The organism is Mycobacterium sp. UM_Kg1 (assembly GCF_000972925.1).
Taxonomy (GTDB): Bacteria; Actinomycetota; Actinomycetes; order Mycobacteriales; family Mycobacteriaceae; genus Mycobacterium; species Mycobacterium hiberniae.
On the sequence record NZ_JRMK01000063.1, the window covers coordinates 1 to 23,808 of the forward strand.

Annotated in this window: 24 protein-coding genes and 1 pseudogene; 16 read left to right on the forward strand and 9 right to left on the reverse strand. The window is 67.5% G+C overall.

Annotation, left to right across the window (positions count from 1 at the left end):
* The 3 genes and pseudogenes from LI92_RS23085 to LI92_RS11445 all read right to left on the reverse strand — a co-directional run.
* Nucleotides 1-151, reverse strand: a pseudogene (locus LI92_RS23085) (tRNA dihydrouridine synthase DusB); the annotation flags it as partial.
* A gap of 41 nt (nucleotides 152-192) precedes the next feature.
* Nucleotides 193-1,194, reverse strand: a complete 1,002-nt coding sequence (locus LI92_RS11440) for an acyl-ACP desaturase (RefSeq protein ID WP_046318962.1) — start codon at nucleotides 1,192-1,194, stop codon at nucleotides 193-195.
* A gap of 110 nt (nucleotides 1,195-1,304) precedes the next feature.
* The gene (locus LI92_RS11445) at nucleotides 1,305-1,889 is read right to left on the reverse strand and encodes a TetR/AcrR family transcriptional regulator (protein ID WP_046318964.1); all 585 of its coding nucleotides are present in this window, start codon (nucleotides 1,887-1,889) and stop codon (nucleotides 1,305-1,307) included.
* A 366-nt stretch (nucleotides 1,890-2,255) separates the two neighbouring features.
* Between LI92_RS11445 and LI92_RS11450 the strand changes: the two genes are divergently transcribed.
* Genes LI92_RS11450 through LI92_RS11470 form a run of 5 tightly spaced genes read left to right on the forward strand, consistent with a single transcriptional unit; the run spans nucleotide 2,256 to nucleotide 8,819 of the window.
* Nucleotides 2,256-3,131, forward strand: coding sequence for an SDR family NAD(P)-dependent oxidoreductase (locus tag LI92_RS11450; RefSeq protein ID WP_046318966.1), 876 nt, complete (start codon nucleotides 2,256-2,258; stop codon nucleotides 3,129-3,131).
* The gene (locus LI92_RS11455; RefSeq protein ID WP_046318967.1) at nucleotides 3,131-4,525 is read left to right on the forward strand and encodes an aromatic ring-hydroxylating oxygenase subunit alpha; all 1,395 of its coding nucleotides are present in this window, start codon (nucleotides 3,131-3,133) and stop codon (nucleotides 4,523-4,525) included. Before LI92_RS11450 ends, LI92_RS11455 begins: the two co-directional genes overlap by 1 nt.
* The gene (locus LI92_RS11460) at nucleotides 4,522-6,366 is read left to right on the forward strand and encodes a flavin-containing monooxygenase (RefSeq protein WP_046318968.1); all 1,845 of its coding nucleotides are present in this window, start codon (nucleotides 4,522-4,524) and stop codon (nucleotides 6,364-6,366) included. The genes LI92_RS11455 and LI92_RS11460 overlap by 4 nt, the downstream gene beginning before the upstream one ends.
* A 49-nt stretch (nucleotides 6,367-6,415) precedes the next feature.
* Nucleotides 6,416-7,375, forward strand: coding sequence for an SDR family NAD(P)-dependent oxidoreductase (locus tag LI92_RS11465; RefSeq protein WP_046318970.1), 960 nt, complete (start codon nucleotides 6,416-6,418; stop codon nucleotides 7,373-7,375).
* Nucleotides 7,376-7,391: 16 nt separating this feature from the next.
* Nucleotides 7,392-8,819 carry an aldehyde dehydrogenase family protein gene (locus LI92_RS11470; RefSeq protein WP_046318972.1) on the forward strand — a complete coding sequence of 476 codons (1,428 nt, stop codon included), beginning with the start codon at nucleotides 7,392-7,394 and terminating at the stop codon, nucleotides 8,817-8,819.
* Between the two features lie 15 nt (nucleotides 8,820-8,834).
* Here the strand turns inward: LI92_RS11470 and LI92_RS11475 are convergent, their stop codons facing one another.
* Complete coding sequence (locus LI92_RS11475; RefSeq protein ID WP_046318974.1) at nucleotides 8,835-9,836, reverse strand: ferredoxin--NADP reductase; 1,002 nt, start codon at nucleotides 9,834-9,836, stop codon at nucleotides 8,835-8,837.
* A gap of 70 nt (nucleotides 9,837-9,906) precedes the next feature.
* On the opposite strand from LI92_RS11475, the gene LI92_RS11480 reads away from it, so the two are divergent.
* From LI92_RS11480 to LI92_RS11525, 10 genes are all read left to right on the forward strand, one after another.
* The gene (locus tag LI92_RS11480; protein WP_046318976.1) at nucleotides 9,907-11,328 is read left to right on the forward strand and encodes a class I adenylate-forming enzyme family protein; all 1,422 of its coding nucleotides are present in this window, start codon (nucleotides 9,907-9,909) and stop codon (nucleotides 11,326-11,328) included.
* Nucleotides 11,313-12,218, forward strand: a complete 906-nt coding sequence (locus LI92_RS11485) for an acyl-CoA dehydrogenase family protein (protein ID WP_046318978.1) — start codon at nucleotides 11,313-11,315, stop codon at nucleotides 12,216-12,218. Before LI92_RS11480 ends, LI92_RS11485 begins: the two co-directional genes overlap by 16 nt.
* On the forward strand, nucleotides 12,205-13,305 hold the full coding sequence (locus LI92_RS11490) for an acyl-CoA dehydrogenase family protein (protein WP_046318979.1): 1,101 nt from the start codon (nucleotides 12,205-12,207) through the stop codon (nucleotides 13,303-13,305). The genes LI92_RS11485 and LI92_RS11490 overlap by 14 nt, the downstream gene beginning before the upstream one ends.
* A 57-nt stretch (nucleotides 13,306-13,362) precedes the next feature.
* A complete protein-coding gene (locus tag LI92_RS11495; protein ID WP_046318981.1) occupies nucleotides 13,363-14,130 on the forward strand; it encodes an enoyl-CoA hydratase/isomerase family protein in 768 nt (255 codons plus the stop codon).
* A gap of 7 nt (nucleotides 14,131-14,137) precedes the next feature.
* Nucleotides 14,138-15,007 carry a methylmalonyl Co-A mutase-associated GTPase MeaB gene (gene meaB, locus LI92_RS11500; protein WP_046318983.1) on the forward strand — a complete coding sequence of 290 codons (870 nt, stop codon included), beginning with the start codon at nucleotides 14,138-14,140 and terminating at the stop codon, nucleotides 15,005-15,007.
* Nucleotides 15,008-15,028: 21 nt separating this feature from the next.
* A complete protein-coding gene (locus tag LI92_RS11505; RefSeq protein ID WP_046318985.1) occupies nucleotides 15,029-15,625 on the forward strand; it encodes a TetR/AcrR family transcriptional regulator in 597 nt (198 codons plus the stop codon).
* A 105-nt stretch (nucleotides 15,626-15,730) separates the two neighbouring features.
* Nucleotides 15,731-16,486, forward strand: a complete 756-nt coding sequence (locus LI92_RS11510; protein WP_046318987.1) for a hypothetical protein — start codon at nucleotides 15,731-15,733, stop codon at nucleotides 16,484-16,486.
* Entirely contained in the window at nucleotides 16,483-17,235 is a 753-nt protein-coding gene (locus tag LI92_RS11515; protein ID WP_192830033.1) for a hypothetical protein, read from the forward strand. Before LI92_RS11510 ends, LI92_RS11515 begins: the two co-directional genes overlap by 4 nt.
* A 16-nt stretch (nucleotides 17,236-17,251) precedes the next feature.
* On the forward strand, nucleotides 17,252-17,845 hold the full coding sequence (locus LI92_RS11520) for a cytochrome c oxidase subunit 3 (protein ID WP_046318989.1): 594 nt from the start codon (nucleotides 17,252-17,254) through the stop codon (nucleotides 17,843-17,845).
* Nucleotides 17,846-17,851: 6 nt separating this feature from the next.
* On the forward strand, nucleotides 17,852-18,145 hold the full coding sequence (locus LI92_RS11525; RefSeq protein ID WP_046318991.1) for a cytochrome C oxidase subunit IV family protein: 294 nt from the start codon (nucleotides 17,852-17,854) through the stop codon (nucleotides 18,143-18,145).
* Here the strand turns inward: LI92_RS11525 and LI92_RS11530 are convergent.
* From LI92_RS11530 to LI92_RS11540, 3 genes are all read right to left on the reverse strand, one after another.
* Nucleotides 18,133-19,209: an NAD(P)H-dependent amine dehydrogenase family protein gene (locus LI92_RS11530; protein WP_046318994.1), complete on the reverse strand. Its 1,077-nt coding sequence runs from the start codon at nucleotides 19,207-19,209 to the stop codon at nucleotides 18,133-18,135. The two genes, LI92_RS11525 and LI92_RS11530, sit on opposite strands and share 13 nt — an antisense overlap.
* Before the next feature lie 19 nt (nucleotides 19,210-19,228).
* Nucleotides 19,229-20,686: an aldehyde dehydrogenase family protein gene (locus tag LI92_RS11535; protein ID WP_046318996.1), complete on the reverse strand. Its 1,458-nt coding sequence runs from the start codon at nucleotides 20,684-20,686 to the stop codon at nucleotides 19,229-19,231.
* Nucleotides 20,687-20,786: 100 nt separating this feature from the next.
* Nucleotides 20,787-21,473, reverse strand: coding sequence for a TetR/AcrR family transcriptional regulator (locus tag LI92_RS11540; RefSeq protein ID WP_082109675.1), 687 nt, complete (start codon nucleotides 21,471-21,473; stop codon nucleotides 20,787-20,789).
* Nucleotides 21,474-21,695: 222 nt separating this feature from the next.
* On the opposite strand from LI92_RS11540, the gene LI92_RS11545 reads away from it, so the two are divergent.
* On the forward strand, nucleotides 21,696-22,868 hold the full coding sequence (locus LI92_RS11545; RefSeq protein ID WP_046318999.1) for an acyl-CoA dehydrogenase family protein: 1,173 nt from the start codon (nucleotides 21,696-21,698) through the stop codon (nucleotides 22,866-22,868).
* Nucleotides 22,869-22,921: 53 nt separating this feature from the next.
* On the opposite strand, the gene LI92_RS11550 is transcribed toward LI92_RS11545, so the two are convergent.
* Both LI92_RS11550 and LI92_RS23090 read right to left on the reverse strand, forming a co-directional pair.
* Nucleotides 22,922-23,725: an acyl-CoA dehydrogenase family protein gene (locus LI92_RS11550; protein WP_286135044.1), complete on the reverse strand. Its 804-nt coding sequence runs from the start codon at nucleotides 23,723-23,725 to the stop codon at nucleotides 22,922-22,924.
* Nucleotides 23,726-23,727: 2 nt separating this feature from the next.
* Nucleotides 23,728-23,808, reverse strand: an 81-nt coding sequence (locus LI92_RS23090; RefSeq protein WP_152665436.1) for an acyl-CoA dehydrogenase family protein, incomplete at its 5' end; no start/stop codon positions are given.

Consider the following 23,808-nt stretch of genomic DNA (forward strand, 5'->3'; position numbering starts at 1 on the left):
GCCCGCTCACCGTTCCGGCTCGGGACCTCTCGAGCTCGCGGCACAGCGTTCGGAAGGCCACGTTGGTCACGCCGGCCATCGGGGCCAGCACCACGGGGCTGGCCAACTCGATCGAGCCGATGCGCAGCGCACGCCGCGCACCCGGGCGCACGTCACCGCATGCGGGCGGTGCCCCCGGGCCGCCGTTGCCGACTACGGTGCTGATGGCTCCAACACCTTCTTGGCGGCGCGTTTCTCGGCCATCTTGGCCTCCCGCTCGAGGCGGCGCTGCTTGGCCGTCTCGAACTTGGCGCACGTCTCGTCCAGGTCGGCGACGATCTGGCCGATCTTGTCCTGGTAGCGGGCGGCTTCGCCGGTGAACTCGCGCTCGAGGATGCCCCACTTCTTCAGTACCGGCATCACCACGTCGTCGCGGTGAATGATCGGGTCGTAGACGCCGCCGACGGCGATGATCACGGCCTTGCGGCGGAACTCCGGCACCACGAATCCGGGCATCTGGAAGTTGGCCAGCACGCGGTGCAGCGACTGCATCGCCCGATCCGGCGCGATGTCGAAGCCGACGGCGCTGATGTCGCGGTAGAAGATCATGTGCAGGTTCTCGTCGTGCGAGATCCGTGCGAGCATCTGGTCGGCGATCGGGTCGTTGCAGGCCCGGCCCGTGTTCCGGTGCGAGATCCGGGTCGCCAGTTCCTGGAAGCTCACATAGATGACCGAGTCGAAGAGACTCTCGGCGAACAGGTCGTCCTGAACCTGGTGGTTCTGGCCGGGGCTGAAGCCGCGGTTGACGGTCTCCATCCGCAGGGTCTCCAGCTCGATCGGGTCGCAGTTGCGGGTCACCACGAGGTAGTCGCGCAGGGCGATGCCGTGCCGGTTCTCCTCAGCGGTCCAGCGGTTGACCCAGGTACCCCACGGGGCGTCCATGGTGAAGTTCATGGCGATCTCGCGGTGGTAGGACGGCAGGTTGTCCTCGGTCAGCAGGTTCTGCACCATCGCGGTCCGGGCCACTTCGGACAGCTTGGACTGCTCGGGGTCCCAGTCCTGCCCGCCGAGGGCGTAGTAGTTCTTCCCCTCCGACCAGGGCACGTAGTCGTGCGGGTTCCAGTCCTTGCTCATCGAGAGGTGTCGGTTGAGCAAGTCCTCCACGACCGGTTCGAGCTCGTGCAGCAACTCCAGGTCGGTCAATTCCCGTGCCATGCCAGCTCCCCAGGGTATGTGTGTCCACTAGTTGCAGGAAATATATCTGTGTCTGACGGTAGCATCAAGTTTTGCGCGCGCGTGTTCGCGCGGGAATAACCGGCGGGGGTCTACCGTTCTGCTTGCGTGCTGAGCATCATGTCGACGCAGAAGTCGATGAATTGCGTGCGGTCGGCCTTGAGGGTTCCCGCCAGATAGTTGCTGAACAGGGCGGTCAACGCCCCGATCAGGCCGGTGGCGACCATCTGCTGGAACGCCGGTTCGTTCCACTGGGTCAGAGTGCGCTGGACCATCGCGATGAACGTCGGCATCCACCTGGCCCCGGAGTGGGTCAGCACCGGCTCGCTCTCGGGGGCAAGCAAAAGTACTCGGCCGCGCACCGGGTCGTCGACCATCAGGGACACGAAGCATTCCACGGCTTCGCGCGGCGTTCGGGTGGCCAGCAGCGCCGTCATTGCGCGGGTACACACGTCGTCGTAGACGCTGCGGACGAATTCGTCGCGGTCGGCGAAGCTCTCGTAGAAGTAGCGTTCAGTCAACCCGGCCGCGCGGCACGCCGAGCGGACGGTCAGCGCGGGCCCCCGCTCGTCGCCGAGCAGCTGCACTCCCGCGGCGATGAATTCGTCGCGCCGCAGCGCCTGACGCTCTGCCAGCGGGACCCCGGACCAGCGGTCCCGGCGTTGACCGGGGGGCACGTCGTCTCCTAGGGCTCATTCTGAAAACATCGGTATTCAAAGTTACCCACGCGCGGTGGGAATCTCCAATCATGGCCCATGGCCTACCCCGTCGAGGAGCGCAGGTAACCAGCATCACTGTCCGGCGCCTCCGGGGCGCCGTTGCCGCACTTTCCGGCGGCCAGGCGCGTGGCGACGCCCCGTCCCGGTGATCGTGTTGGTCCAGACAATAAGGCCTCCCGCTCGGCGTGCGGAGCTCTTGACTCTGCGCTCGCCACTGCGGAATAGTGTTCTTCGGAAAAAAGAATGTCATATGTTGTCCGGACAAATCCGCGATTCCGGTGCGAGCCGGGGCGGGTTGCGGTCTGCGCCAGGTGAAAGCGGGTCATGGCCGATCACTCCACTCCTCCCACCTCGCCGAGTGGCCTCCTGAGCCTGACGGGCCGGATCGTGGTGGTCTCGGGCGCCGGGGGCGGTGGTATCGGCACGGCGGTGGCCACGATGGCCGCACAGGCCGGCGCGACCGTGATCGCGGTGAGTCGCTCCCGGGACAATCTCGACGAGCACATCGCGCCGCTGGCCGACCGGGGCCTTTCCGTGTTGCCGGTGGCGGCCGACGCGGCGACCGACGAGGGTGTCGCTGCGGTGCTGGAAGCCGCGCGCCGCGCCGACGGCCGGCTCTACGGACTGGTCAACGTCGCCGGGGGCGCCGAGCCGTCGACCTGGATGCCTTCGACCCGGGTGGACCGCTCCGACTGGCGACAGATCTTCACGCACAACCTGGAGACCGCCTTCTTCATGAGCAGCGCGGTCGCCAGGGAATTGGTAGCCGCGCAGCTGCCCGGCTCGATCGTGTCGATCTCCTCGATCAGCGGGATGAACACCGCGCCGTTCCACATCGCCTACGGCACGGCGAAGGCTGCCATCGCCGCGATGACCCGCACCATGGCCGTGGAGTTGGCCGCGGCCGGAATCCGGGTCAACGCGGTGGCGCCCGGCGTCACCAACACGGCCGCCTCGGCCGCCTACGTCGACGAGGATCCCGATCGCGACCTGCGGGCGATCGCCATGGGGCGGCGCGGTCGGCCCGAGGAACAGGCCGGGCCCATCGTGTTCCTGCTGTCCGACCTGGCCGGCTACATCACGGGGCAGACCTTGCTGGTCGACGGCGGCCTCAACCTCAAATGGAGTCACCTCGACGCCGACAACACCTCGTTGTTCCTCAAAGACAACACCTTCCGTGCGGCGATAAGGAGGATGTGATGACCGATCCGGTCAAGGGGCCGGCCGAAGAGCTGGCCGACCCGGTCACGATCGGCGTCGAGGCCTACACGTCGCAGCACTACGCCCGCGCCGAACGAGACAAGTTGTGGCGCAAGGTATGGCAGCAGGTCGGCCGGGTCGAAGAGTTGCCGGAGGTGGGCAGTTACCTCACCTACGACATCCTCGACGACTCGGTCATCGTGGTGCGCAGCGGACCGGGTGCCTCCGCGGAGTCCTTTCGGGCCCACCACAACGTGTGCATGCACCGCGGCCGTCGCCTCCTCGACACGCCCGCCGGGGCGAAGAACGCGTGCGCGCGCACCCGCAAGTCCTTCGTCTGCGGTTTCCACGGCTGGACCTACGACCTGGACGGCACCTGCACCCACATCCGCGAACAAGACGACTGGCAGGGCGCTCTGACACCGGAGAACACCCATCTGGCGGCGGTGCGGGTCGACACCTGGGGCGGCTGGCTGTGGATCAACATGGATCCCGACGGCGAATCGCTGGCCGACTACCTGTATCCGGCCGCCAAGGTCCTCGAGCCGTTCGGTCTGGAGAACATGCGCTACAAGTGGCGCAGATGGCTGGAGTTCGACTGCAATTGGAAGGTCGCCATGGAGGCCTTCAACGAGACCTACCACGTCTACACAACCCATCCGGAGTTCAACAGGTTCGGTGAGTTCAAAGGGTGGGCGCGGGTGCAGGGCAAGCACAGCAACCTCGGCTACGACGCTCCCGACGACCTGGAGGCGACCAAGTCCAAGATCCGGTTGGGGACTGGCGCCGACCCGCGGGTGTCGACCGCGCAGATGCAGGTCTACACGATGGAAGAGACCAACGCCACCACCACCGCGACCCTGGTGAACGCCGCCAAGCGGCTGGTCGACGAACTGCCCGAGGGTACTGCGCCCGAGAAGGTGCTCGAACACTGGCTGGCGTCGGCTCGCCGCGACGACGAGGCCCGCGGGGTCATCTGGCCGACCATTCCGGCTGACGTGCTCGGGCAGGCCGGGACCGCATGGCAGGTCTTCCCGAACTTCCAGATCGGTCAGGGGCTGACCACGGCACTGTGTTACAGCGCCCGGCCGCACCCCAGCTACAACCCCGACAAGTGCATCTTCGAAGTCTCGGTCTTCGAACTGTTTCCGCCCGGCGAAGAACCGCAGACGCAGTGGGAGCACACCCCGGCGGACGACCCGGGCTGGCGCTCGGTACTTCCGCAGGACTTCTCCAACATGGCAGCGGTGCAGCAGGGAATGAAATCCCTCGGCTATCCCGGCGCCAAACCCAACCCCTACCGGGAGCGCGCCATCGTCAACCTGCACCACCAGTTGTCGAAGTACATGGGTGCCGGCGCGCCCCGAGAGATCCCGACAGAAAGTGATCGATGACGGACTGCTCGCCGACCGAGACACCCGACGACTTCGACATCGAGGCGTTGCGGCGCAAGTACGCCGCCGAGCGCGCCAAGCGCGTTCGTTCCGACGGTGCCCAGCAGTACCTCGAACTCAAGAAAGACTTCGTGGAGTTCGCTGAGGACGATCCCCACACCGAGGTGACTCCGCGTGAACCCATCAATGCCGACATCGAGGTCGTCGTCCTCGGCGGGGGCATCTCCGGACTGCTCGCCGGCGCCTACCTGAAGAAGGCAGGTGTTCCCGAGGTTCGGATCATCGAGATGGGCGGCGACTTCGGCGGTGTCTGGTACTGGAACCGGTTCCCCGGAATCCAATGCGACAACGACGCGTACTGCTACATCCCCATGCTCGAAGAGCTCGACTTCATCCCGTCGAAGAAATTCGCCGACGGCGCCGAGATCTTTGCGCACTGCCAGAACATCGGGAAGCGCTTCGGCCTCTACGACGGGGCGATCTTCTCGACGCAGGTGCGCACCGCTCGCTGGGACGAGGAGATCAAGCGCTGGCGGCTGACGACCAACCGGGGCGACGACCTGCGGGCGCGTTTCGTGGTGATGGCACAGGGCTCCTACAACCGGCCCAAGTTTCCCGGGATCGAGGGCATCAAGGACTTCATGAAGGCCGGTGGGCACGTCTTCCACTCGGCGCGCTGGGATTACGACTACACCGGCGGCGATGCGAACGGCGGCCTGCACAAGCTGGCGGACAAGCGCGTGGCGCTGGTGGGCACCGGTGCGACAGGTGTGCAGCTGGTCCCGCACCTGGGTCGGGATGCCAAGCACCTCTATGTTTTTCAGCGCACCCCGTCGTCGGTCGACTTCCGGGGGAACGAGCCCACCGACCCGCAGTGGGTCGCGTCGCTGCAACCGGGTTGGCAGGCCGAACGCAAGCGCAACTTCCACCGCTGGTCACCGTTCGAAGGCGTGGTATTCGACGCTCCCGATATGGTGTGCGACTTCTGGACCGAGTTGGGCCGCAACCTGACCGCTCGCATCGGCGCCTGCCCCGACCCGACGGCTCTGGGTGTCGAGGAGATCATGGCGATGCGGGAAGAGGAGGACTTCAAGATCATGGAGCGGCTGCGCCGCCGCATCGACGGGATCGTCGAGGATCCGCAGACCGCGGAGGCGCTCAAGCCCTATTACCGATTCATGTGCAAGCGTCCGACCTCCAGCGACACCTACCTGTCTGCGTTCAATCGGCCCAACGTCACCCTGATCGACGTGGCTGAATCTAAGGGCGTCGACAAGCTCACCGAGAAGGGCATCGTCGCGGGCGGCGTCGAGTACGAAGTCGACTGCGTCATCTTCGCCAGCGGGTTCGAGATATCAACGGAGATCAGCCGCCGGTACGCGATCGACGTCATCGAGGGCCGCGACGGGGTATCGCTGTTCGACCACTGGCGCGACGGTTACCAGACCCTGCACGGGATGACCAGTCGCGGGTTTCCCAATCAGTTCCACACCGGTTTCATCCAGGGCGGCGTGTCGGCCAACACCACCGCGATGTTCGAGCAGCAGGCCGAGCACATCGCCTACATCATCGCCGAGGCTCTCACACGGAAGGCGACGGTCGTCGAGCCCAGTCAGGAGGGTCAGGATGCCTGGGTCAACACCATTCGAGAGCTGGCTTTCGACAACTCGGCATTCGATTTATCTTGCACACCAGGCTATTACAACAACGAGGGTCGTGGTTTCGGCGATGCCAGCCGCTCGTTTCTCGGTGAGGTCTACTCGCCGGGCTTCTACGCCTTCGACGACCTGTTGAGGCAGTGGCGTGATGCCGGTGACCTGAAGGGTCTGGAACTGCGATGACGACCACACCGGCGTTGCCGATGCGAAATCTGCGTGAGGAACCCTTCGGTTGAGCGCACCACAACCGCTGCGCTTCGACGGTCGAGTCGCCGTCGTGACCGGAGCCGGCCGCGGCCTGGGCCGCGCCTATGCGCAACTGCTGGCGCAGCGCGGTGCGGCCGTCGTGGTGAACGACACCGGTGCCGACCTCAGCGGTGACGGCGCAGGCGAGGACACGGCCGAGCGCGTCGTGGCCGAGATTCGCGCCGCCGGCGGCGACGCGGTGGCCTGCACCGCGTCGGTCGCCACGGCCGAAGGCGGAGCGGCGATCATCGCAGCGGCGCAGCAGCGCTACGGCCGCGTCGACATCGTGATCCACAACGCCGGTAACGTCCGGCGGGCCGCATTGCGGCAGATGAGCGCCGCCGACTTCGACGCGGTTCTCGACGTGCACCTGCGCGGCGCGTTCCATGTGGTGCGGGCGGCCTTCCCCGCGATGTGTGACGCACGATACGGTCGCATCGTGTTGACCTCGTCGATCGGCGGACTCTACGGCAACGCCGACGTGGCGAATTACGCGGCGGCCAAGGCCGGCGTGCTCGGGCTGAGCAACGTTGCGGCGCTGGAAGGCGCAGCTCAGGGCGTCCGGTGCAACGTGGTGGTCCCCGCGGCGGTCACCCGGATGGCCGAGGGGATCGACACCTCGGGCTATCCGCCGATGGAGCCCGAACTGGTCGCGCCGGTGGTCGCCTGGCTCGCCCACGAGTCCTGTTCGATCACCGGAGAAGTTCTGATCGCGCTGGCCGGGCGGGTGGCGCGGGCCGCGTTGGTGGAAAGCCCGGGGGTGTATCAACCGTCCTGGACGGTCGAGGATGTCGGGGCGCGCATCGCAGAGATCCGCGATGTTGCCGACCCGGTGATCTTCCCGGTGGTGCCCGACGGCCACGCCGCGCACATCCGGTACAGCTTCGGGATGGCCCAGACGGATCAGGCAACGCAGCGCCCGCCCCATGTCGAGAAAACCCAGTAGTCGAAGGAGCCTTCAGATGCGCGAGTACACCCAGTTCTACATCGACGGCCGGTGGGTGGACCCGATCGAGCCCGTGACGCTCGACGTGGACAACCCGGCCACCGAGCAGGTCCGCGGCAAAATCGCGCTCGGCTCGGCGGCAGACGTCGACCTGGCGGTCGCCGCGGCGCGCCGGGCCTTCACCAGATGGTCGCAGAGCACCCGGGCGGAGCGCCTGGACCTGCTGCAGGCGATCCTCGCCGAGTACCAGCGTCGTAGCGCCGATCTGGCGGATGCGGTGAGCGAGGAGATCGGAGCTCCGCCGGCGCTGGCCGCCGGGGCCCAGGTGCAGCTCGGCGTCGGCCACCTGCTGACCGCGATCGACGCGCTGAAGAACTTCTCGTTCGAAGAACAGCGCGGCGACACCCTGGTGGTCCGCGAACCGATCGGGGTGTGCGGGCTCATCACGCCGTGGAACTGGCCGCTGAACCAGATTGCGGTGAAGGTCTATCCGGCGTTGGCGACCGGCTGCACCATGGTGCTGAAGCCCTCTGAGGTCGCACCGTTCTCGGCGTACATCTTCACCGAGATCATGGACGCCGTCGGCGTCCCGGCCGGCGTGTACAACATGGTCAACGGCGACGGCCCCGGGGTGGGTGTGGCGCTGTCGCAGCACCCCGACGTCGACATGGTGTCGTTCACCGGCTCCACCCGCGCCGGCATCGCCGTGGCCCAGAACGCGGCGCCGACGGTGAAGCGGGTGACCCAGGAACTGGGTGGAAAGAGCCCTAACATCGTGCTCGACGACGACGCGTTCGCCGCCAGCGTCACCGCAGGGGTGCGGGCCATGATGGTCAACTCCGGGCAGAGCTGCAATGCGCCGTCGCGCATGCTGGTGCCCAATTCACGGATGCAGGAAGCCATCGACATCGCCCGCGAAGTGGCCGCGCAGGTCAAGGTGGGTGCCCCCGCCGACCCCAAGGCCATCGGCCCGGTTGCCTCGGCCGCACAGTTCGCCAAGGTCCAGGGCCTGATCGAACAGGGCATCGCCGAGGGCGCGACGGTCGCGGCCGGCGGCGCCGGCCGGCCGGACGGGCTCGACGCCGGCTACTTCGTCCGGCCGACGGTCTTCGGCAACGTCACCAACCAGATGGCGATCGCGCGCGAAGAGATCTTCGGGCCGGTGCTGTGCATCCTGGGCTATGACAACCTCGACGAGGCCATCGAGATCGCCAACGACACCGACTACGGCCTGGCCGGTTACGTCTCGGGCGCCGACATCGACGCCGCCCGCGGAATCGCTCGCCGGATCCGGGCCGGCTCGGTGGCGATCAACCACGCCTTCGACCTCAATGCGCCGTTCGGCGGCTACAAGCGCAGTGGCAACGGCCGCGAGTGGAGCGACGCCGGATTCCACGAGTACCTGGAGACCAAGAGCACATTGGGTTATGGCGCGGCGGGCTGAGCTCCGCGTCCCGAATCACTCGTAGCGCACGGTTATCGAGCCGCCGTCGGGCACGCCCTGGCAGGTCAGGATGTACCCGTCGGCGACCTCGTCGTCGTCGAGCACCGTGTTGTTGTGCATGGTCGCGGCGCCGTCGGTGATCTGTGCGATGCAGGTACCGCAGTTGCCCGCCTCGCAGGAGAACGGGGGAGCGAGTCCGGCGCGCCGGGCGCTTTCCAGCAGGGTCTCGCGGGCGACTCGGGGCACCGTCGCCTGCTGGCGCCCGAGGTGGATCGTCACCGTCCCCGTCACCTCGGAGTCGCGGACCGGGGCGGGGGCCGCTGGAGCGGCCGCGATGTCGAAGTCCTCGACGAACAGCCGGCCCGGGCCGGGCCAGGCCGCACGCACCACCGCCATGAAACCCGCCGGGCCGCAGACGTAGCAGTCCGCTGCGGTGTCCTGCCCGACGAAGTCGGTGACCGCGGCGGCGTCGAGCAGGCCCGCGTCGGCGTCATAGTGCCGTTGCACCGACAGCCGCCCGGGGTAGCGGGCCACCAGTTCGTCCAGGGTGCGCCCGAAGATCGCCGCGGCGGCGTCCCGGTCGGCGCAGAGCAGTCGCACCGTGCGGTCGGTGGTCGCCAGGGCGCTCTTGGCCAGCGACAGGATCGGCGTGATCCCGCTGCCGCCGGAGAACGCCAGCAGTGGGGCCGTCGACTCCTCAAGGCAGAACACGCCAGCCGCACGCGTCATGACCAGCTCGTCGCCTTCGGCGACGTTGTCCAGCAACCAGTTCGAGGCCTTGCCGCCGGGTACCCGCTTAACCGTGGTCATCAGCTCGGTGTCGACTTCGGGAGCGCTCGACATCGAGTAGGACCGGTAGAGGTCCGTGCCGTCTACCTGCACCCGGAAGGTCGAGTACTGACCGGCCCGGTAGGCGAACGGTGTCTCATGGGGCGCCAGCACGAAGGTGTGGGCATCGGGGGTCTCCTTCACGATGCGCGTCACGGTCGCCCGCTGGAAAACATGAGGGACCGCCATGCCACCCCTTCCGGTTTGCGTTCTTCACCTGAGAGAATACTATTCTCTCAAACCGATAGGATCTTCTCAAATGTTGTCACCGACGTCCACCGCAGTGCTCGCCTTCGAGGACCGGCAGTTGCAGCTGCCCGAGATCGACGCGCGTGCCGAGGCCCTGGCGGCCGTCCTGGCAGCCGACGGTGTCCGGGCCGGGGACCGGGTGGCGCTGATGTCGTCGAACCGGCCGGAGTTCGTCATCGCGGTGCGCGCCATCTGGCGTCTGGGCGCGGTGGCCGCCCTGATCAGCCCCGCCTGGAAGCGCGACGAGGTGGCCCACGCCTTGGCGCTGGCGCAACCCCGATGTGCCCTCGGAGACCACCCGGTGCTGGCCGAACTGATGCCGATGCGGCACCTGGACGACATCACGGCCACCCCCGCCGGCCGCTGGGCCGGCGATCCGCCGCCGGCCGGGTCCGACGCGCTGCTGGTGTTCAGCTCCGGAACCACCGGGATGCCCAAAGCGGTGCGGCACACGCACGCCTCGCTGGCCGCAGCGGTGGAGCACTGGCGCGATGCGCTGGGCCTGAGCGCCGCCGACCGCCTGCAGGTGGCGACGCCGCCGTCGCACATCCTCGGCCTGCTCAACATCGCGACCGCGCTCAGCGTTGGCGCCTGGGTGCGGTTGCACCGGCGGTTCGACGTCGATGTGATGCTTCGATCGATCGAGACCGACCGGATCACCGTGGAGATGGCGGTGGCGCCGATCGCCCTGGCCATCGCCGCGCACCCCAGCCTGGAATCCTTCGACCTGTCCTCGCTGCGGTTCATCATGTGGGGTGCCACTCCGGTGACCGCGGCTGTGGCCGACACCGTCACCCGGCGCACCGGGGTGCCCTTCGTGCCGGCCTACGGCACCAGTGAACTTCCGGTGATCGCCTGCAATCCGGTTGGCGCCGCGCGCCTGGACAGCGTCGGGATGCCGGTGCCGGGCGTCGAGGTGAAGGTGGTGGCCCTCGATGGCGACACCGCCGGGCAGCCGGTGCCGCCCGGCGTCGCAGGCGAGATCCTGGTGCGGTCTGCATCGCTGATGGCCGGCTATCTGCCGGCTTCGGCGACCGCAGAAGTCGTGCGCGACGGGTGGTTTCACACCGGTGACGTCGGATACCTCGACGGCGACGGTTGGCTGCGGATCACCGACCGCTGTAAGGAGATGATCAAGGTGCGCGGCTTTCAGGTCGCCCCGGCTGAGATCGAGGCCGTGCTGCACGAACATCCCGCGGTCGCCGACTGCGGCGTGTTCGGGGTTCCCGACGAGCGTGACGGCGAGGCGGTCGTCGCAGCGGTCGCGCTGAACGCACCCGTCAGCGACGCGGAGCTGTGCGACCTGGTCGGTGAGCGCCTCGCGTCCTATAAGCGCCTGCGCCGGGTCGTGTTCGTTCCCGAGATTCCCCGGTTGCCGTCCGGAAAGCTGTTGCGCCGAGTACTGAAGGAGAGCCTATGGACGTCCGGCTGAATGCCGAGCAGCGTCAGCTGCGGGACGCAGCGGCCAAGCTTGCCGACGATCTGGGGCCGGATTCGGTGGCCGAGCTCGATGATGCCGGCCGGATCGCCAGGCTGGAACGTGCCGTCGACCAGACCGGCTGGCGCGCTTTACGTTCCGATGGCGCATCGGGCGTAGAGGGGGCCATCGTCGCCGAGGAGTTCGGTCGCGGTCTGGTCGACGTCGCCTTTTTGGGTCCGGTGCTCGCCGACGACCTTCGTCGCCACGTCGATCTTGGGTCGGGGCCGGCCACCGTCGCGGTCGCCGACACCGCCATCGACGCGCGCGGTGCCGCACAGGCCGTGCGGGTGCGCGAGCGCGAGGTGGCCACGGCCCCGCTCGGTGCGGTCCGAACCGGAGCCGACCTGACCCGGCCCGTCGCCGACCTGGCCGGTGCGGCGCAGCCGCTCGGCGAGCTCGAGGCCCAGGACGCGCTGCGCTGGCAGGCGCTGGCGCTGGTCGCAACCTGCGCGGATCTGGTCGGCACCGCCCGTGGCGCCCACGCCCTGGCATGCGATTACGCCAAGATCCGGCAGCAGTACGGCAAACCCATCGGCTCCTATCAGGCTGTCGCCCACCTGCTTGCCGAAGGGCTGGCGCTCATCGAGGGATCGGTGAGCCTGCTGCGGCATGCGGCCTGGGCGGTGGACGCGGCATCGGCGGCAGAGGCGGTGCGTGCCGCGCGGATCGCCAAGATCTACTCCGCCCGGGCCGCCCGGACGGTCTGCGAGACCGCGATCCAGGTGCACGGTGGAATCGGCAACACCTGGGAGTGCGCGGCGCACCTGTATCTGCGGCGCGCCTTGACCTCGACCGGCCTGTGGCCCGTGACGATAAGGGAGATCGCAGATGGACTTTCGTGACTCGCCCGCCGAGGCCGACTTCCGCAGCAGGCTTCGGTCCTGGCTCGCCGAGCGGGCCGGCACCTTTCCCGCCGCAGGCGACGACGAGTACTGGACGCGTCAGGGCGAATGGCACCAGGCACTGTATGCGGGCGGGTTCTTCGGGGTCTCCTGGCCGCGTGAGTACGGCGGCCAGGAGCTGCCGCCGGTCTTCGACGTCATCGTCGACGAGGAACTCGCCGCCGCCGGTGCACCGCCGCGTCCGAGCCTGGGGTATCTGGTCGTCGGGCTTGGACGGCACGCGAGCAAGGAACTGCAGCAACGGTTCCTGCCCGGCATGATCGACGGCAGCCAACGCTGGTGCCAGGGATTCTCCGAGCCCGGGGCGGGTTCGGATCTGGCGTCGCTGACCACCACCGCGACCCGGGAGGGCGACGACTACGTCATCCACGGGCACAAGATCTGGACCAGCTACTCCGACGTCGCCGACTGGTGCCTGCTGCTGGCCCGCACCGACAAGGACGCGCCACGGCACCGGGGCATCTCGGCATTCATCATCTCGATGCACCAGCCCGGAATCGAACAGCGGCCGCTGCGGATGATCAACGGCGTCACCACCGAGTTCGGTCAGGTGCTCTTCGACGGCGCGCGGGTGCCGGCGAGTCAGATGATCGGTCAGCCGGGGGAGGGCTGGGCGCTGGCCATGACAGTGGTCGGCCACGAGCGGGAACCGTCGACGCTGGGCTACTCGGCCCGCTACGGCAAACTGGTCCGCCAGATGGCCGCCCGCGTCGACGCCGCCGGTGCCGACGTTCCCGACGAATTGGCTTGGGCGGCGGTGGAAACCGAAATGCTGCGGCTGCATGTGCGCCGCCGGCTCTCCGAACAGCTCGACGGGCTGTCGCACGGCCCGGAAGGTTCGCTGGACAAGCTGCTGATGACGTGGGTGGAGCAGTCCGTCGGCCATGCGGCGCTGGCGGTGGGCGGCGTCGACGATCCGGACCTGCTCAGCGCCTACCTGTACAGCCGCGCCCAAAGCGTGATGGGTGGCACTTCACAGATTCAGAAGAACATCATCGCCGGCCGCATTCTGGGCTTGACACCGTGATCGCGAGTGCGGGCGAAGCCCGGGCGAAGCGGGTCACGACCAATGAAGGAGTCTGACGTGTACGACATGCCTGCTGAGATCGATGTGCGCGCCGAGGGCCCACTGCGGATCATCCCCCTCAACCGCCCCGATGCGCTCAATGCCGTCAACGATGCCCTGCACACCGGCCTGGCGAAACTGTGGCCGCTCCTCGACGAGGACGACGACGCCCGAGCGGCGGTGCTGACCGGCAGCGGGCGAGCGTTCTCCGCCGGCGGCGACTTCGCCTACCTTGACGAACTGCGGCGCGATGACAAGTTGCGCGCCAAGACGATCGCACACGGGCGCGAGATCGTCTTGGGCATGGCGCGCTGCCGTACGCCGGTCATCGCCGCGGTGAACGGGCCCGCCGTCGGGTTGGGCTGCAGTCTGGTGGCGCTGAGCGACATCGTCTACATGGCCGAATCGGCCTATCTGGCCGACCCGCACGTCCAGGTGGGCCTGGTCGCCGCGGACGGGGGCCCGCTGACCTGGCCGTTGCAGATGAGCCTGCTGTTGGCCAAGGAGTACGCGCTGACCGGGGCGCGTATTCCCGCCGCCCGGGCGGCGCAGCTGGGGCTGGCCAACCATGTGGTGGAAGACCCGGTGGCCGAAGCGATCTCGTGTGCTCGGCGCATCTGCGAGCTGCCCCGGCAGGCGGTGGAGAGCACCAAGCGGCTGCTCAACATCCACTTGGAGCGCGCGGTGCTGGCCACCCTGGATTTCGCGAACATGGCCGAGGACCTGTCGTTCAAGACCGACGACTTCGCCTCCATCATCGATCGGCTCACCGCCGACAAGAACTGATCCACCGATGACCATCGACGAGTTGCTCGCCGCGGCGCGTGCCGGTTCCGTGCGCGCCACCGGACGACTGCTCAGCCTGGTCGAGAGCGGTCGGCGTACCGAGGTGCTGTCCGCGGTCGGGCCCGCCGCCACGCGCGTCGTCGGGGTGACCGGTCCGCCGGGTGCGGGCAAGTCCACGACGATCGGGGCGCTGGTCGGCGCATACCGGCAGCGCGGCCTGCGGGTTGCGGTGCTCGCCGTGGACCCGTCCTCGCCGTTCAGTGGCGGCGCGCTGTTGGGTGATCGGATCCGGATGGCCGAGCACATCCACGACCCGGCGGTGCTGATCCGGTCGGGGGCGGCCCGCGGACACCTGGGCGGGCTGGCCGAAGCGGTGCCCGCGGCCATCCAGTTGCTCGCCGCGCTCGGCTTCGATGTGCTGCTGCTGGAGACGGTGGGGGTGGGCCAATCCGAGATCGAGATCGCCGCGATCGCCGACCCGACGGTCGTGGTGCTCAATCCCGGGGCCGGCGACGCGATCCAGGCCGCCAAGGCCGGATTGCTGGAGGTGGCCGACATCGTGGTGGTCAACAAGGCCGACCGCGAGGGCGCCGAGCAGACCGTTCGCGATCTGCGGGTCGAGTTGCACCACACCGGTGCACCGATTCTAACCCTGATCGCCGCGCGCGGCGACGGGCTCGAGGACCTGGTGGCCGCCATCGAGGCCCACGACCGCGCCGACAGCCCGCTGCGGCGCCTGGCGCGCGCGCGGGCTCTGATCCTGTCCCTGGCGCAGACCCGTCTGCGCACCCATCCCGCGCTGGAAGGCCTCACCGAACAGGTCGCCGGCGGCGCCCTTGATCCCTACTCGGCAGCGGAGCGGCTGTTATCGGACTAGCCGAATGGCTACCCTCGTCGCATGGCTTCCCCCCCGCCCGCCGGCCGATTCCGCCACATCGTCCGCAGCGCGGCGCAGACCCGCATTCTCGATGCCGCGCTGGTGCTGATCGGCGACCACGGAGTGGGCGGGACGTCGCTGCAGATGATCGCCGATGCGATCGGTGTCACCAAGGCGGCCGTCTATCACCAGTTCAAGACCAAAGAGGAAATCGTGGTCGCACTCACCGAGCGGGAGTTGGGTGCATTGGAGGAGGCCCTGGAGGCCGCCGAAGCCCAGCAGAGCCGCCCGCTGGCCCGCGAGGTGTTGCTCGACGGGGTCATCGACATGGCGGTGCGCCGGCGGGGAGTGGCCAGCACCTTGCAGTTCGATCCGGTGATCGTCCGGCTGCTGGCCGAACATCAGCCCTTTCAGCAGTTCATCGCGCGGCTCTACGGGGTGCTGGTCGGCGACGCCGGCGACGACGCGGTGGTCTCGGCGGCGATGCTCTCCGGGGCTATCGCCGTCGGCGTGATGCACCCCCTGGTGGGCGATATCGACGATGAGAAGCTGCGCGCCCAATTGCTCCGGCTCACTAAACGATTCATCGATGCGCCGGACGCGTCCGCCGGGCATTGACCGCAGGGTAGCCGATCGGCTATTTTCGGGTAGTCGATCGGCTAGCGACGGCGATTCCCGTGCGGCTGGTCGAGATCGCCGGGCGAGCAGCGAAGGGGCCACACCGTGCAGATGATCGCCGAGGCGGAGGAAACTCCGCAGGCCAGCGCCTTCCGGGCGCAACTGGTGCTGCTGTGGTCGGGCCCGGTGGTCGCCGCGGTGCTGCTGGCGATGTTCGTGGCGTTCCCGGGCTTCTTCCCGCCGATGTCGCCGACCACGTCCGCCGAACAGGTGGCGCGGTTCTACGACGAGCATCGGTCCTGGATCCGGCTGAGCATGGTCGGGTTCAACCTGTGCGGGATCATGATCGTGCCGTTCCTGGTGCTGATCGTGGGCCAGATGAAACGGATGTCGACCCAAAGTCATGTCTTCGCCTATGCCTACCTGGCGGCCGTGGTCAGCGGCGCGACACTGTTCGCGCTGTCCAACATCTACTTCGGGGTGGCGGCGTTTCGCACGGATCGCAACCCAGAGATCGTCCAAGCCCTCAACGACATGGCGTGGCTGTCGTTCATCGCGCCCGTGGGCATGATCGTGGCGCAGTTCGCCATGCTGGCCTGCGCCGTCTATTTCGACCGGGGGCCGGAGCCGGTGTTCCCGCGTTGGGTGGCGCATTTGTCGGTGCTCACCGCACTGGCGATGCTGCCCTCCACGGCGGCCTCGGTGTTCACCACCGGGCCGCTGGCCTGGGACGGCCTGATCTCGTTCTGGATCCGCAACGGCGCCTTCGCGATTTTCGTCATCGCGATGTTCTTCGCGCTGCGTGACGCGCTGTATCGGCAAGGGGTGAGCGAAGGCCTGATCGAAGGACCGGCGCGGTGAGCATCGCCGCGCTGTTCTACGGCACCGACGTCGAAGAACCACCGCCGGCCGGTGGCAGACCCGATGTGCGGGTGGTGTTCTGGGTGTCGGTGGCGTTCTACCTGTTGATGGGCCTGGGCGTCTGCCTGCTGGGCAGGGTGACGCCCCCGCCGCGCCCCGATGTCGGCATTCCCGAAATCCAGGGTTGGTATCACCAGCACGCCCTGACGATCCAGATCGGCTTCGTGATGCTGCTGGTGATCACCGGTGGTGCCGCGATCTCCAACGGGCTCATCGGGTATCACATGAAGCGGATGAGTTCCGGTTCGGTGCTCGCCTACGGCTACATCGGCGCCATGGCCGTCGGGGCGATCCCGGGCTTTCAGCTGATGATGCTGTGCTATCTGCTCGCGGTGTTCCGGCCGGACCGCGACCCTGAACTGGTGCGCTTCTTCTACGATCTGGGCACGTTGAGTTACAACGGTTCGCTGGGCTGTTTCACCGCCGCCTATTTCTGCCTGGCGCTGGCGATCTTCTACGACAAAAACAGGATCTTCCCGAAATGGTTTGCCTACCTGAGCGTCTGGCAGATCGTCACCGAGGTGATCGCGACCCAGATGTGGCTGTTCGAATCGGGTGCGTTCGCCTGGAACGGCCTCATCTCGTTCTACATCGCTGTGGTGATCTTCGCGGCCTGGATCGGGCTGATCTTTCCGATCATGTATCTCAGCGGCCGGCGGGAAGTCCCCGGCTCGCCGCCGGTCACCTGAAGGCAAGGGATCAGCCATGACTGACCAGCAAGTACCCACCCGAACGGCTCCGAAGTCCTCAAGCGCGACGCACCTGCCCGGTGACGGCCACATGTGGTTCATGGTGCTCGGCGACCTGGTCATCTTCGGCGGCTATTTCATCGCCTACCTGCTCTTCCGGTCGCGCGCGCCCGAGCAGTTCCTGGCCGACCAGCAGCATCTCAACATCACCATCGGCGTGGTGAACACCATCGTGCTGATCACCAGCTCGTGGCTGGTGGCCCAAAGTGTGCACTCCGCCCGCGCCGGTGATCGGGCCGGCGCCCTCGGGCTGATCCGGGGCGGGGCGTTGTGCGGAGTGTTGTTCGCCGTGCTCAAGATCTACGAGTGGTCCTCTGAAATACAGGCCGGCTACACCAATTCCAGCACCTTCTTCAGCTTCTACTACGTCCTGACCGGCGTGCATCTCTTCCACGTCGGCATCGGCCTGCTGATACTGGGCGTCGCGTACCGGGATCTGCGCAACCCGCGCCGGGCGCGGGTGGGCATGGTCGAACAGGCCGCCACCTACTGGCACATGGTTGACCTGCTCTGGGTCGTCATCTTCGCTCTGCTCTACGTGATGAGGTAAACGCTCGTGACCACACCGCAGCATTCCCGCTTCCATCCCGACCCGGTGCTCACCGGCAGTTGGGCTGTCCTGGTGGCGATCACCGTGCTGGCCTGGTGGCTGTCGCCGGGACACAGCGCAGGTCCGGTGGCGCCGAGCATCCCCATCACCGTCACCGTGATCGTGCTGTCGGCGGTCAAAGCCCGGTTGATCATCCGCAATTTCATGGAGGTGCGCACCGCCCCGATCTGGTTGCGCCGCGCCACGGACGCCTGGCTGGCCGTGCTGTGGCTGGCCGTCGGGGTGATCTACCTGTTCTGAGCGGGAAACCGGGGCAACGGCAGCGGCAGATCGTTGTAGGTGGCGATGCCCGGTTCAGCGGCCACCACGGCGGGGATGGCGTTGATCGGCGGCATCGCGGTCATGATGTGGCCCAGTTCGAAGAAGTCGTCGAGGGACGTGGCCGAGGCGATCAGGTCTGGGGGCGGAGTGAAACCGACCTGCATGTTGACCGTGGGCCGGCCGTCGACGGTGATCTTCCAGCCCTCACCGTCGAGCTGCCAGTCCGGTTGCAGGGTCTGGCCTTTGCGCCACCGCACGTTGATGTCGACCACGGTCCGGCCGCCGGAGATTCCCCGCCAGCTGGCGAACACCCCGGCCACATGCCCGGCGGGGATGGTCCACGATGCCATCGGCAGGTCCGCAGTGGTCTGGGCGTACTCGGCCACGCAGGTGATCTCGTCGAGTTCGACGCCCATCGCGTCGGCGACCAGGCGGACCGCTTCGGCGAATACCGCTGTGCCCCGGGAGGCCATCGGCTCCAGATCCGGATCGTCGATCGCGGTGCCGAAGCCCACGGGCCGCTCGGTGTCGGGCGAGTCGTAGAGCGTGGTGTCTGCTGTCTCGGTGATGGTGATCTTGTCGACCCGGTCGCATGCCGTGGCCGCCACGATCGCCAGCAGTTCGGCGAATCCCGGACTGACACCGGACCCGAACAGGGTGGATCCCCCCTTGTGGCAGGCCGCCTCGAGCCTGTCCCGGTCTTCGCCGAGGTTGTGTCCGGTGATGAACGACGCGGAGGTGACGACGTTCACCCCCGCGGAGAGGATGTGCACCAGCTCGTCGACGTCGATCCACATCGGGTTGTAGACGACGCAGTCGGGCTTGAGGGCCAGCAGTGCCTCGGCGTCGTCGGTGGCGATCACACCGAGCGGGTCGATGCCGACGAGTTCACCGGCGTCGTGGCCGACCTTCTCCGGCGACCAGGCGAAGAGGCCGACGAGTTCGTAGTTCGGGTTCGCGGTGAGCGCCCGGACGGCGCTCTTTCCGACATTGCCGGTGGTCCACTGGACGATCCGGTACGGGGCGGCGGGGAAGTCAGTCATGGTGAATGAGTTCCTCCGGCTACATCTGCGCCCAGACGATCTTGGTCTGCAGATAGGTTTCGATGCCCGCCTTGCCGGATTCGTAACCCCAGCCGGACTGCTTGTAGCCGCCGAAGGGCATCGAGTGGTCGAACTGCATCTGACAGTTCAGGCCGACCGTTCCGGCCTTGAGCCGCTTGGCCAGTCGGTGCGCCCGGCCCAGGTTGGACGTCCACGCCGTGGCGGCCAGTCCGTAGCTGCTGTTGTTGGCCAGGGCGATGGCCTCGTCGTCGTCGTCGAACGGCAGGATCGTGACCACCGGGCCGAAGATCTCTTCCTGGAACAGCCGGCTGGAGTCGGGATCGACATTGGTCACCACGGTGGGGTGCACGAAGTAGCCTTTGCGGTCCAGGCGGTGGCCGCCGGTGACGAGCTCGTTGCCGTCGGCCCGGCCCTGCTCGAGGTAGCCGAGCACCCGGTTCAACTGTTTCTGGCTGATCAGCGGACCGACCATGACGCCCTCGTCCTTGGGGCCGCCGAGCTGCATCATGTTGGCCATGTTGGCGATGCCTTCCACGACGCGCTCGTAGACACCGCGCTGGGCGAAGATGCGCGATCCGCACACGCAGGCCTGCCCGGAGTGCACGAAGGTGCCGAACGCCGCCATGGTGATGGCCATGTCGAGGTCGGCGTCGTCGTAGATCAGGACCGGCGACTTGCCGCCGAGCTCCAGGGTCACCTTGTTGAGATTGCTTGCCGCAGAGGCCCGTACGATCTCGCGGCCGACTTCGGTGGACCCGGTGAACGCGACCTTGTCTACGTCGGGGTGTGCGGTGATGGCAGCACCGGCGGTGTGGCCGTAGCCGAGCACCATGTTGACCACACCGTCGGGGACGCCGGCTTCGCTCAGGATGCGGTCGAGGACCAGCGCGGACAGCGGCGTTTCCTCAGCGGGTTTGACGACGCTGCTGCAGCCCGCCGCCAGTGACGGTGCCAGCTTGGCGCAGAAGTTGAAGACCGGGCCGTTCCACGGGAAGATGAGCCCCACCACGTCATAGGGCTCGCGCAGTGTGTAGACGTGCTGGTGGGACTCGATGCCGGTCAGGCCGCCGGTGTTCACGTCGCGGGCGATGCCGTCGATCTTGGTACACCAGCCCGCGTAGTAGCGGAACCACTCCGAGCCGACCTTGGTGATGATCGCGGCCTGGGAGGCCGGAATGCCGGCGTTGACCGACTCGAGTTCGGCAAGGAGTTCGGCGTTCTCGTCGATGAGGTCGGCGACCTTCCACAGCACCCGGGCCCGGTCGTAGTCCGCCATCTGCGACCACACCCCGGACTCGGCGGTGGCCTTGGCCCGCGCAACGGCGTCGTTGACCGCCTCGGGACCGCAATCGGTGAATTCGGTCAGCTGCTCCTCTGTGGCCGGATCGATGATCGGGATCACGTCTCCGGTTCCGGGGACCTTCCGGATGTCGTCCAACACCGCCTGCACCGACATTGATAATCACCTTCTCGCATTTCGATAATCCCGTTCGCCTGAGGTTAGGGGGTTCCCCCGCCGATGTCCAGGGTTCGCTGGGGTGGGCGGACCCCGGAGCTCAGTTGCGGGCGGCTGCGATCGATACGTCCGGCTCGGCGTGTCCGAAGCCGTGCGCGCAGAAGTCCCAGACCTCCTCGGCGGTCAGCGGATTGACGGCCGGATCAGCGGAGGACGGGCTGGATTGGGCGTTGAACAGGACGGTCTGCATCACCATGGCCGCCAGGCGCCGGGGGTGGGTGTCGGTGCGCAGCCGGCCTGCCTCGGCGGCTTGCTGGGTCAACTCGGTGAGCAGGTCCAGCAGTGGTGTGTGCGCCACGCGTACCTCGGCGGGATGGGTCAGCAGCAGCGTGGGGGCGAAGTCGGTGAACAGCGGCCGCTTGGCGGCCGGATCGGGTCGCGAAGACTCGAACAGCAGCTCAACGGCAATCCGCAGGCGTTCCAGCGGATCGGAGTGGCTGGCTGTCGCGGCGCGGATCTGATCCGCGGCGCGGCTCAACGCATCTTCGAACAGTGCCAGCAGCAACTCGTGCTTGCCGTCGAACTGTAGATAAAAGCTGCGTAGGGATTGGCGCGAGCGGTCGACGACTTCCTGGACGGTGAAGTCGGTGCTGCCTTTTTCGATGATGATCGACTGCGCTGCATCCAAAAACCGTTGAACACGTTGCCCGGCTCGGATTTTCGCGGTCTTGATCGAGCGTTCTACCGCGCGCTGCTTCCACGCGGGTTCGTCGCCGGGAGTGGTCACCGGCGTGCCGGACGCTGTGATGGCCGGGGTGCGGAGCGGGCGCACGGGACGGGGGCGCGCCGCCGGCGGGGCGCTGCGCCGTGCGGCTGACGAATCAGAGATCGCAACTTCTCCATTCGAGAATGATATTCTCACCTTCGCGTCTAGGGAAGCAGACGCCCAAGATCGGTGCCCTTTCTCGAATCCGGCATTTCCGGGGCGCCCGAGCCGAGGAGTTCTCCGGTGCAACTGACCTTCGATCCAGAAGTCGAGAACTTCCGGGCCGAATTCTCGGCCTTCCTCGACGAGCATCTGCCGACCGACGCCGAGGCCCAGCAACGATCTCAGTCCTGCTCGGACGTACCGGAGTGGGCCCGTCGATGGCAGCGGCTGTTGTTCGACAACGGCTGGCTGCTGCCGGCGAACCCTCCCGAATTCGGCGGCCGCAACGCGACGATTCTGCAGCAGTACGTGCATTCCGAGGAATTGTCGCGCCGGCGTATCTACCCCAGCTTCAACCCGCAGGGGGTCGGCATCATCGCCGCGTCGCTGCTGTCGTTCGGCACCGAAGAACAGAAACACCGCTGGGCGGTGCCGATTCTGCGGGCCGAGATCACCGCGTCGCTGGGCATGAGCGAACCCGGTGCCGGTTCGGACCTGGCGGGCCTGCAGACCCGGGCGGTGCTCGACGGCGATCATTTCGTGGTCAACGGCCAGAAGGTCTGGACCTCCGGCGCCCATGACGCCGATGTGTTGCTGACCTTCGTCCGTACCGACCCCGACGCGCCCAAGCACAAGGGCATCAGCGTGTTGCTGATCCCCACCGACACCCCAGGTGTGGTGAGACGGCCCTTCGCGTCGGCCTGCGCCTATGACGACGTCGACTTCAACGAGGTCTTCTTCACCGACGTCGTGGTCCCCGCCGAGAATCTGGTGGGTCCGCTCAACGGCGGGTGGACAGTGGCCAACGGTTCGCTGGGGCACGAACGCACGCTGCTGTGGATGAGCTTCGCCGACCGGCTGCACGACCTGATCCACGACTTCGGTCCGCGCGATGCGCTGGCGCGCGACCACTATGCCACCCTGCTGATGGACCACGAGGCGCTGCGGCTGCTCGGCTCGGTGGCGCTGGCACGGGCTGCCCGCGGGGAGCAGGACGTTCCCGCACTTTCGGTGCTGAAACTGCTCGGTTCCGAGGCCGTGCAGAAGGCTGCCGAACACGCACTCGACAACGCCGGCGCGGCCGGCCTGATCCACCCCGCGAGCTCCGGGGTGTACATGCCCCTCAACGAGGACTTCGCCACCGGCAGCTGGTTCGATCGGTACCTGCGCAGTTTCTCGGGAACCATCGCCGGTGGAACCTCGGAGATTCAGCGCAATATCATCGCCCAACGCGTGCTCGGCCTGCCGCGATAGGCCACCTGCTTCAGGCGCCTGCCGGGATGGAATTCCGTTGCCCCGGTGGGCACCTAGAGCTGAACCAGTCGGGGCGCCGAGCCCCGGGCCCGTAGGCCGCCGCCGACCCGGCGGGTCAGTTCGCGGGCATTGCCGAGCAACCCGTCGAGCACCAGCGCTCGCTCGATGTGGCGGTGCAGGTCGTGTTCCGCGGTGAAGCCGACGCCGGCGAGCACCTGCTGGCAGTGCTTGGCCGCGGTCAGCGCAGCCCGGCCCGCCGCCGCTTTGGCCAGCATCGAGGTCAGGTCCGGGCTCTCGGCGACGGGCACGCTCAGGGTGGCCTCGGCCCCTTCGATGGCGACCAGGGTTTCGGCGAGCCGGTGCCGAATCGCCTGAAATCCCGCGATCGGCTTGCCGAACTGTGTTCTGTCCAGTGCGTGTCGGCGTGCCAGAGCCAGCATGGCCCGAGCAGAGCCCACCAGCCACCAGCCCACCGCGCGGCGTGCCTCACCCAGACGCATCAGCTCGCCGTTGGGCACCTGGCGCAGCGGCAGGCCGCCCAGCACGGTGTTGCCCTCGCTTTCGCTGCGCTCCCAAATCACCCAGCTGCCACCGGCGTAGGGCATCGGGGGAGTGCCGCCGGGCAGGCCGCCGATGGTCTCCAATACCACGTCGTTGAGTACCGAGGCGTGCGCCCCGGTCTCGCCGAGCAGCCGGAACACCAGGGGGATGGCCGTGTCCGGGTCCTCGGAAAGCATTTCTGCCCAGCCCAGTTCGGCCAGTGCCTGATCCAGCGCGGGGCCGGATGCCGACGCCATGGTCCTACGCAGAGTGTCTTCCAGCAGGGCCAGTGAGGTGGCATCCATGGCGGTGCTCATCGTCACTCCTTCCCGAGGTCGAGTAGTCGGCGGGCGATGATGTTGCGCTGGATCTCGGCGGTGCCGCCGTAGATGGTGGCCGC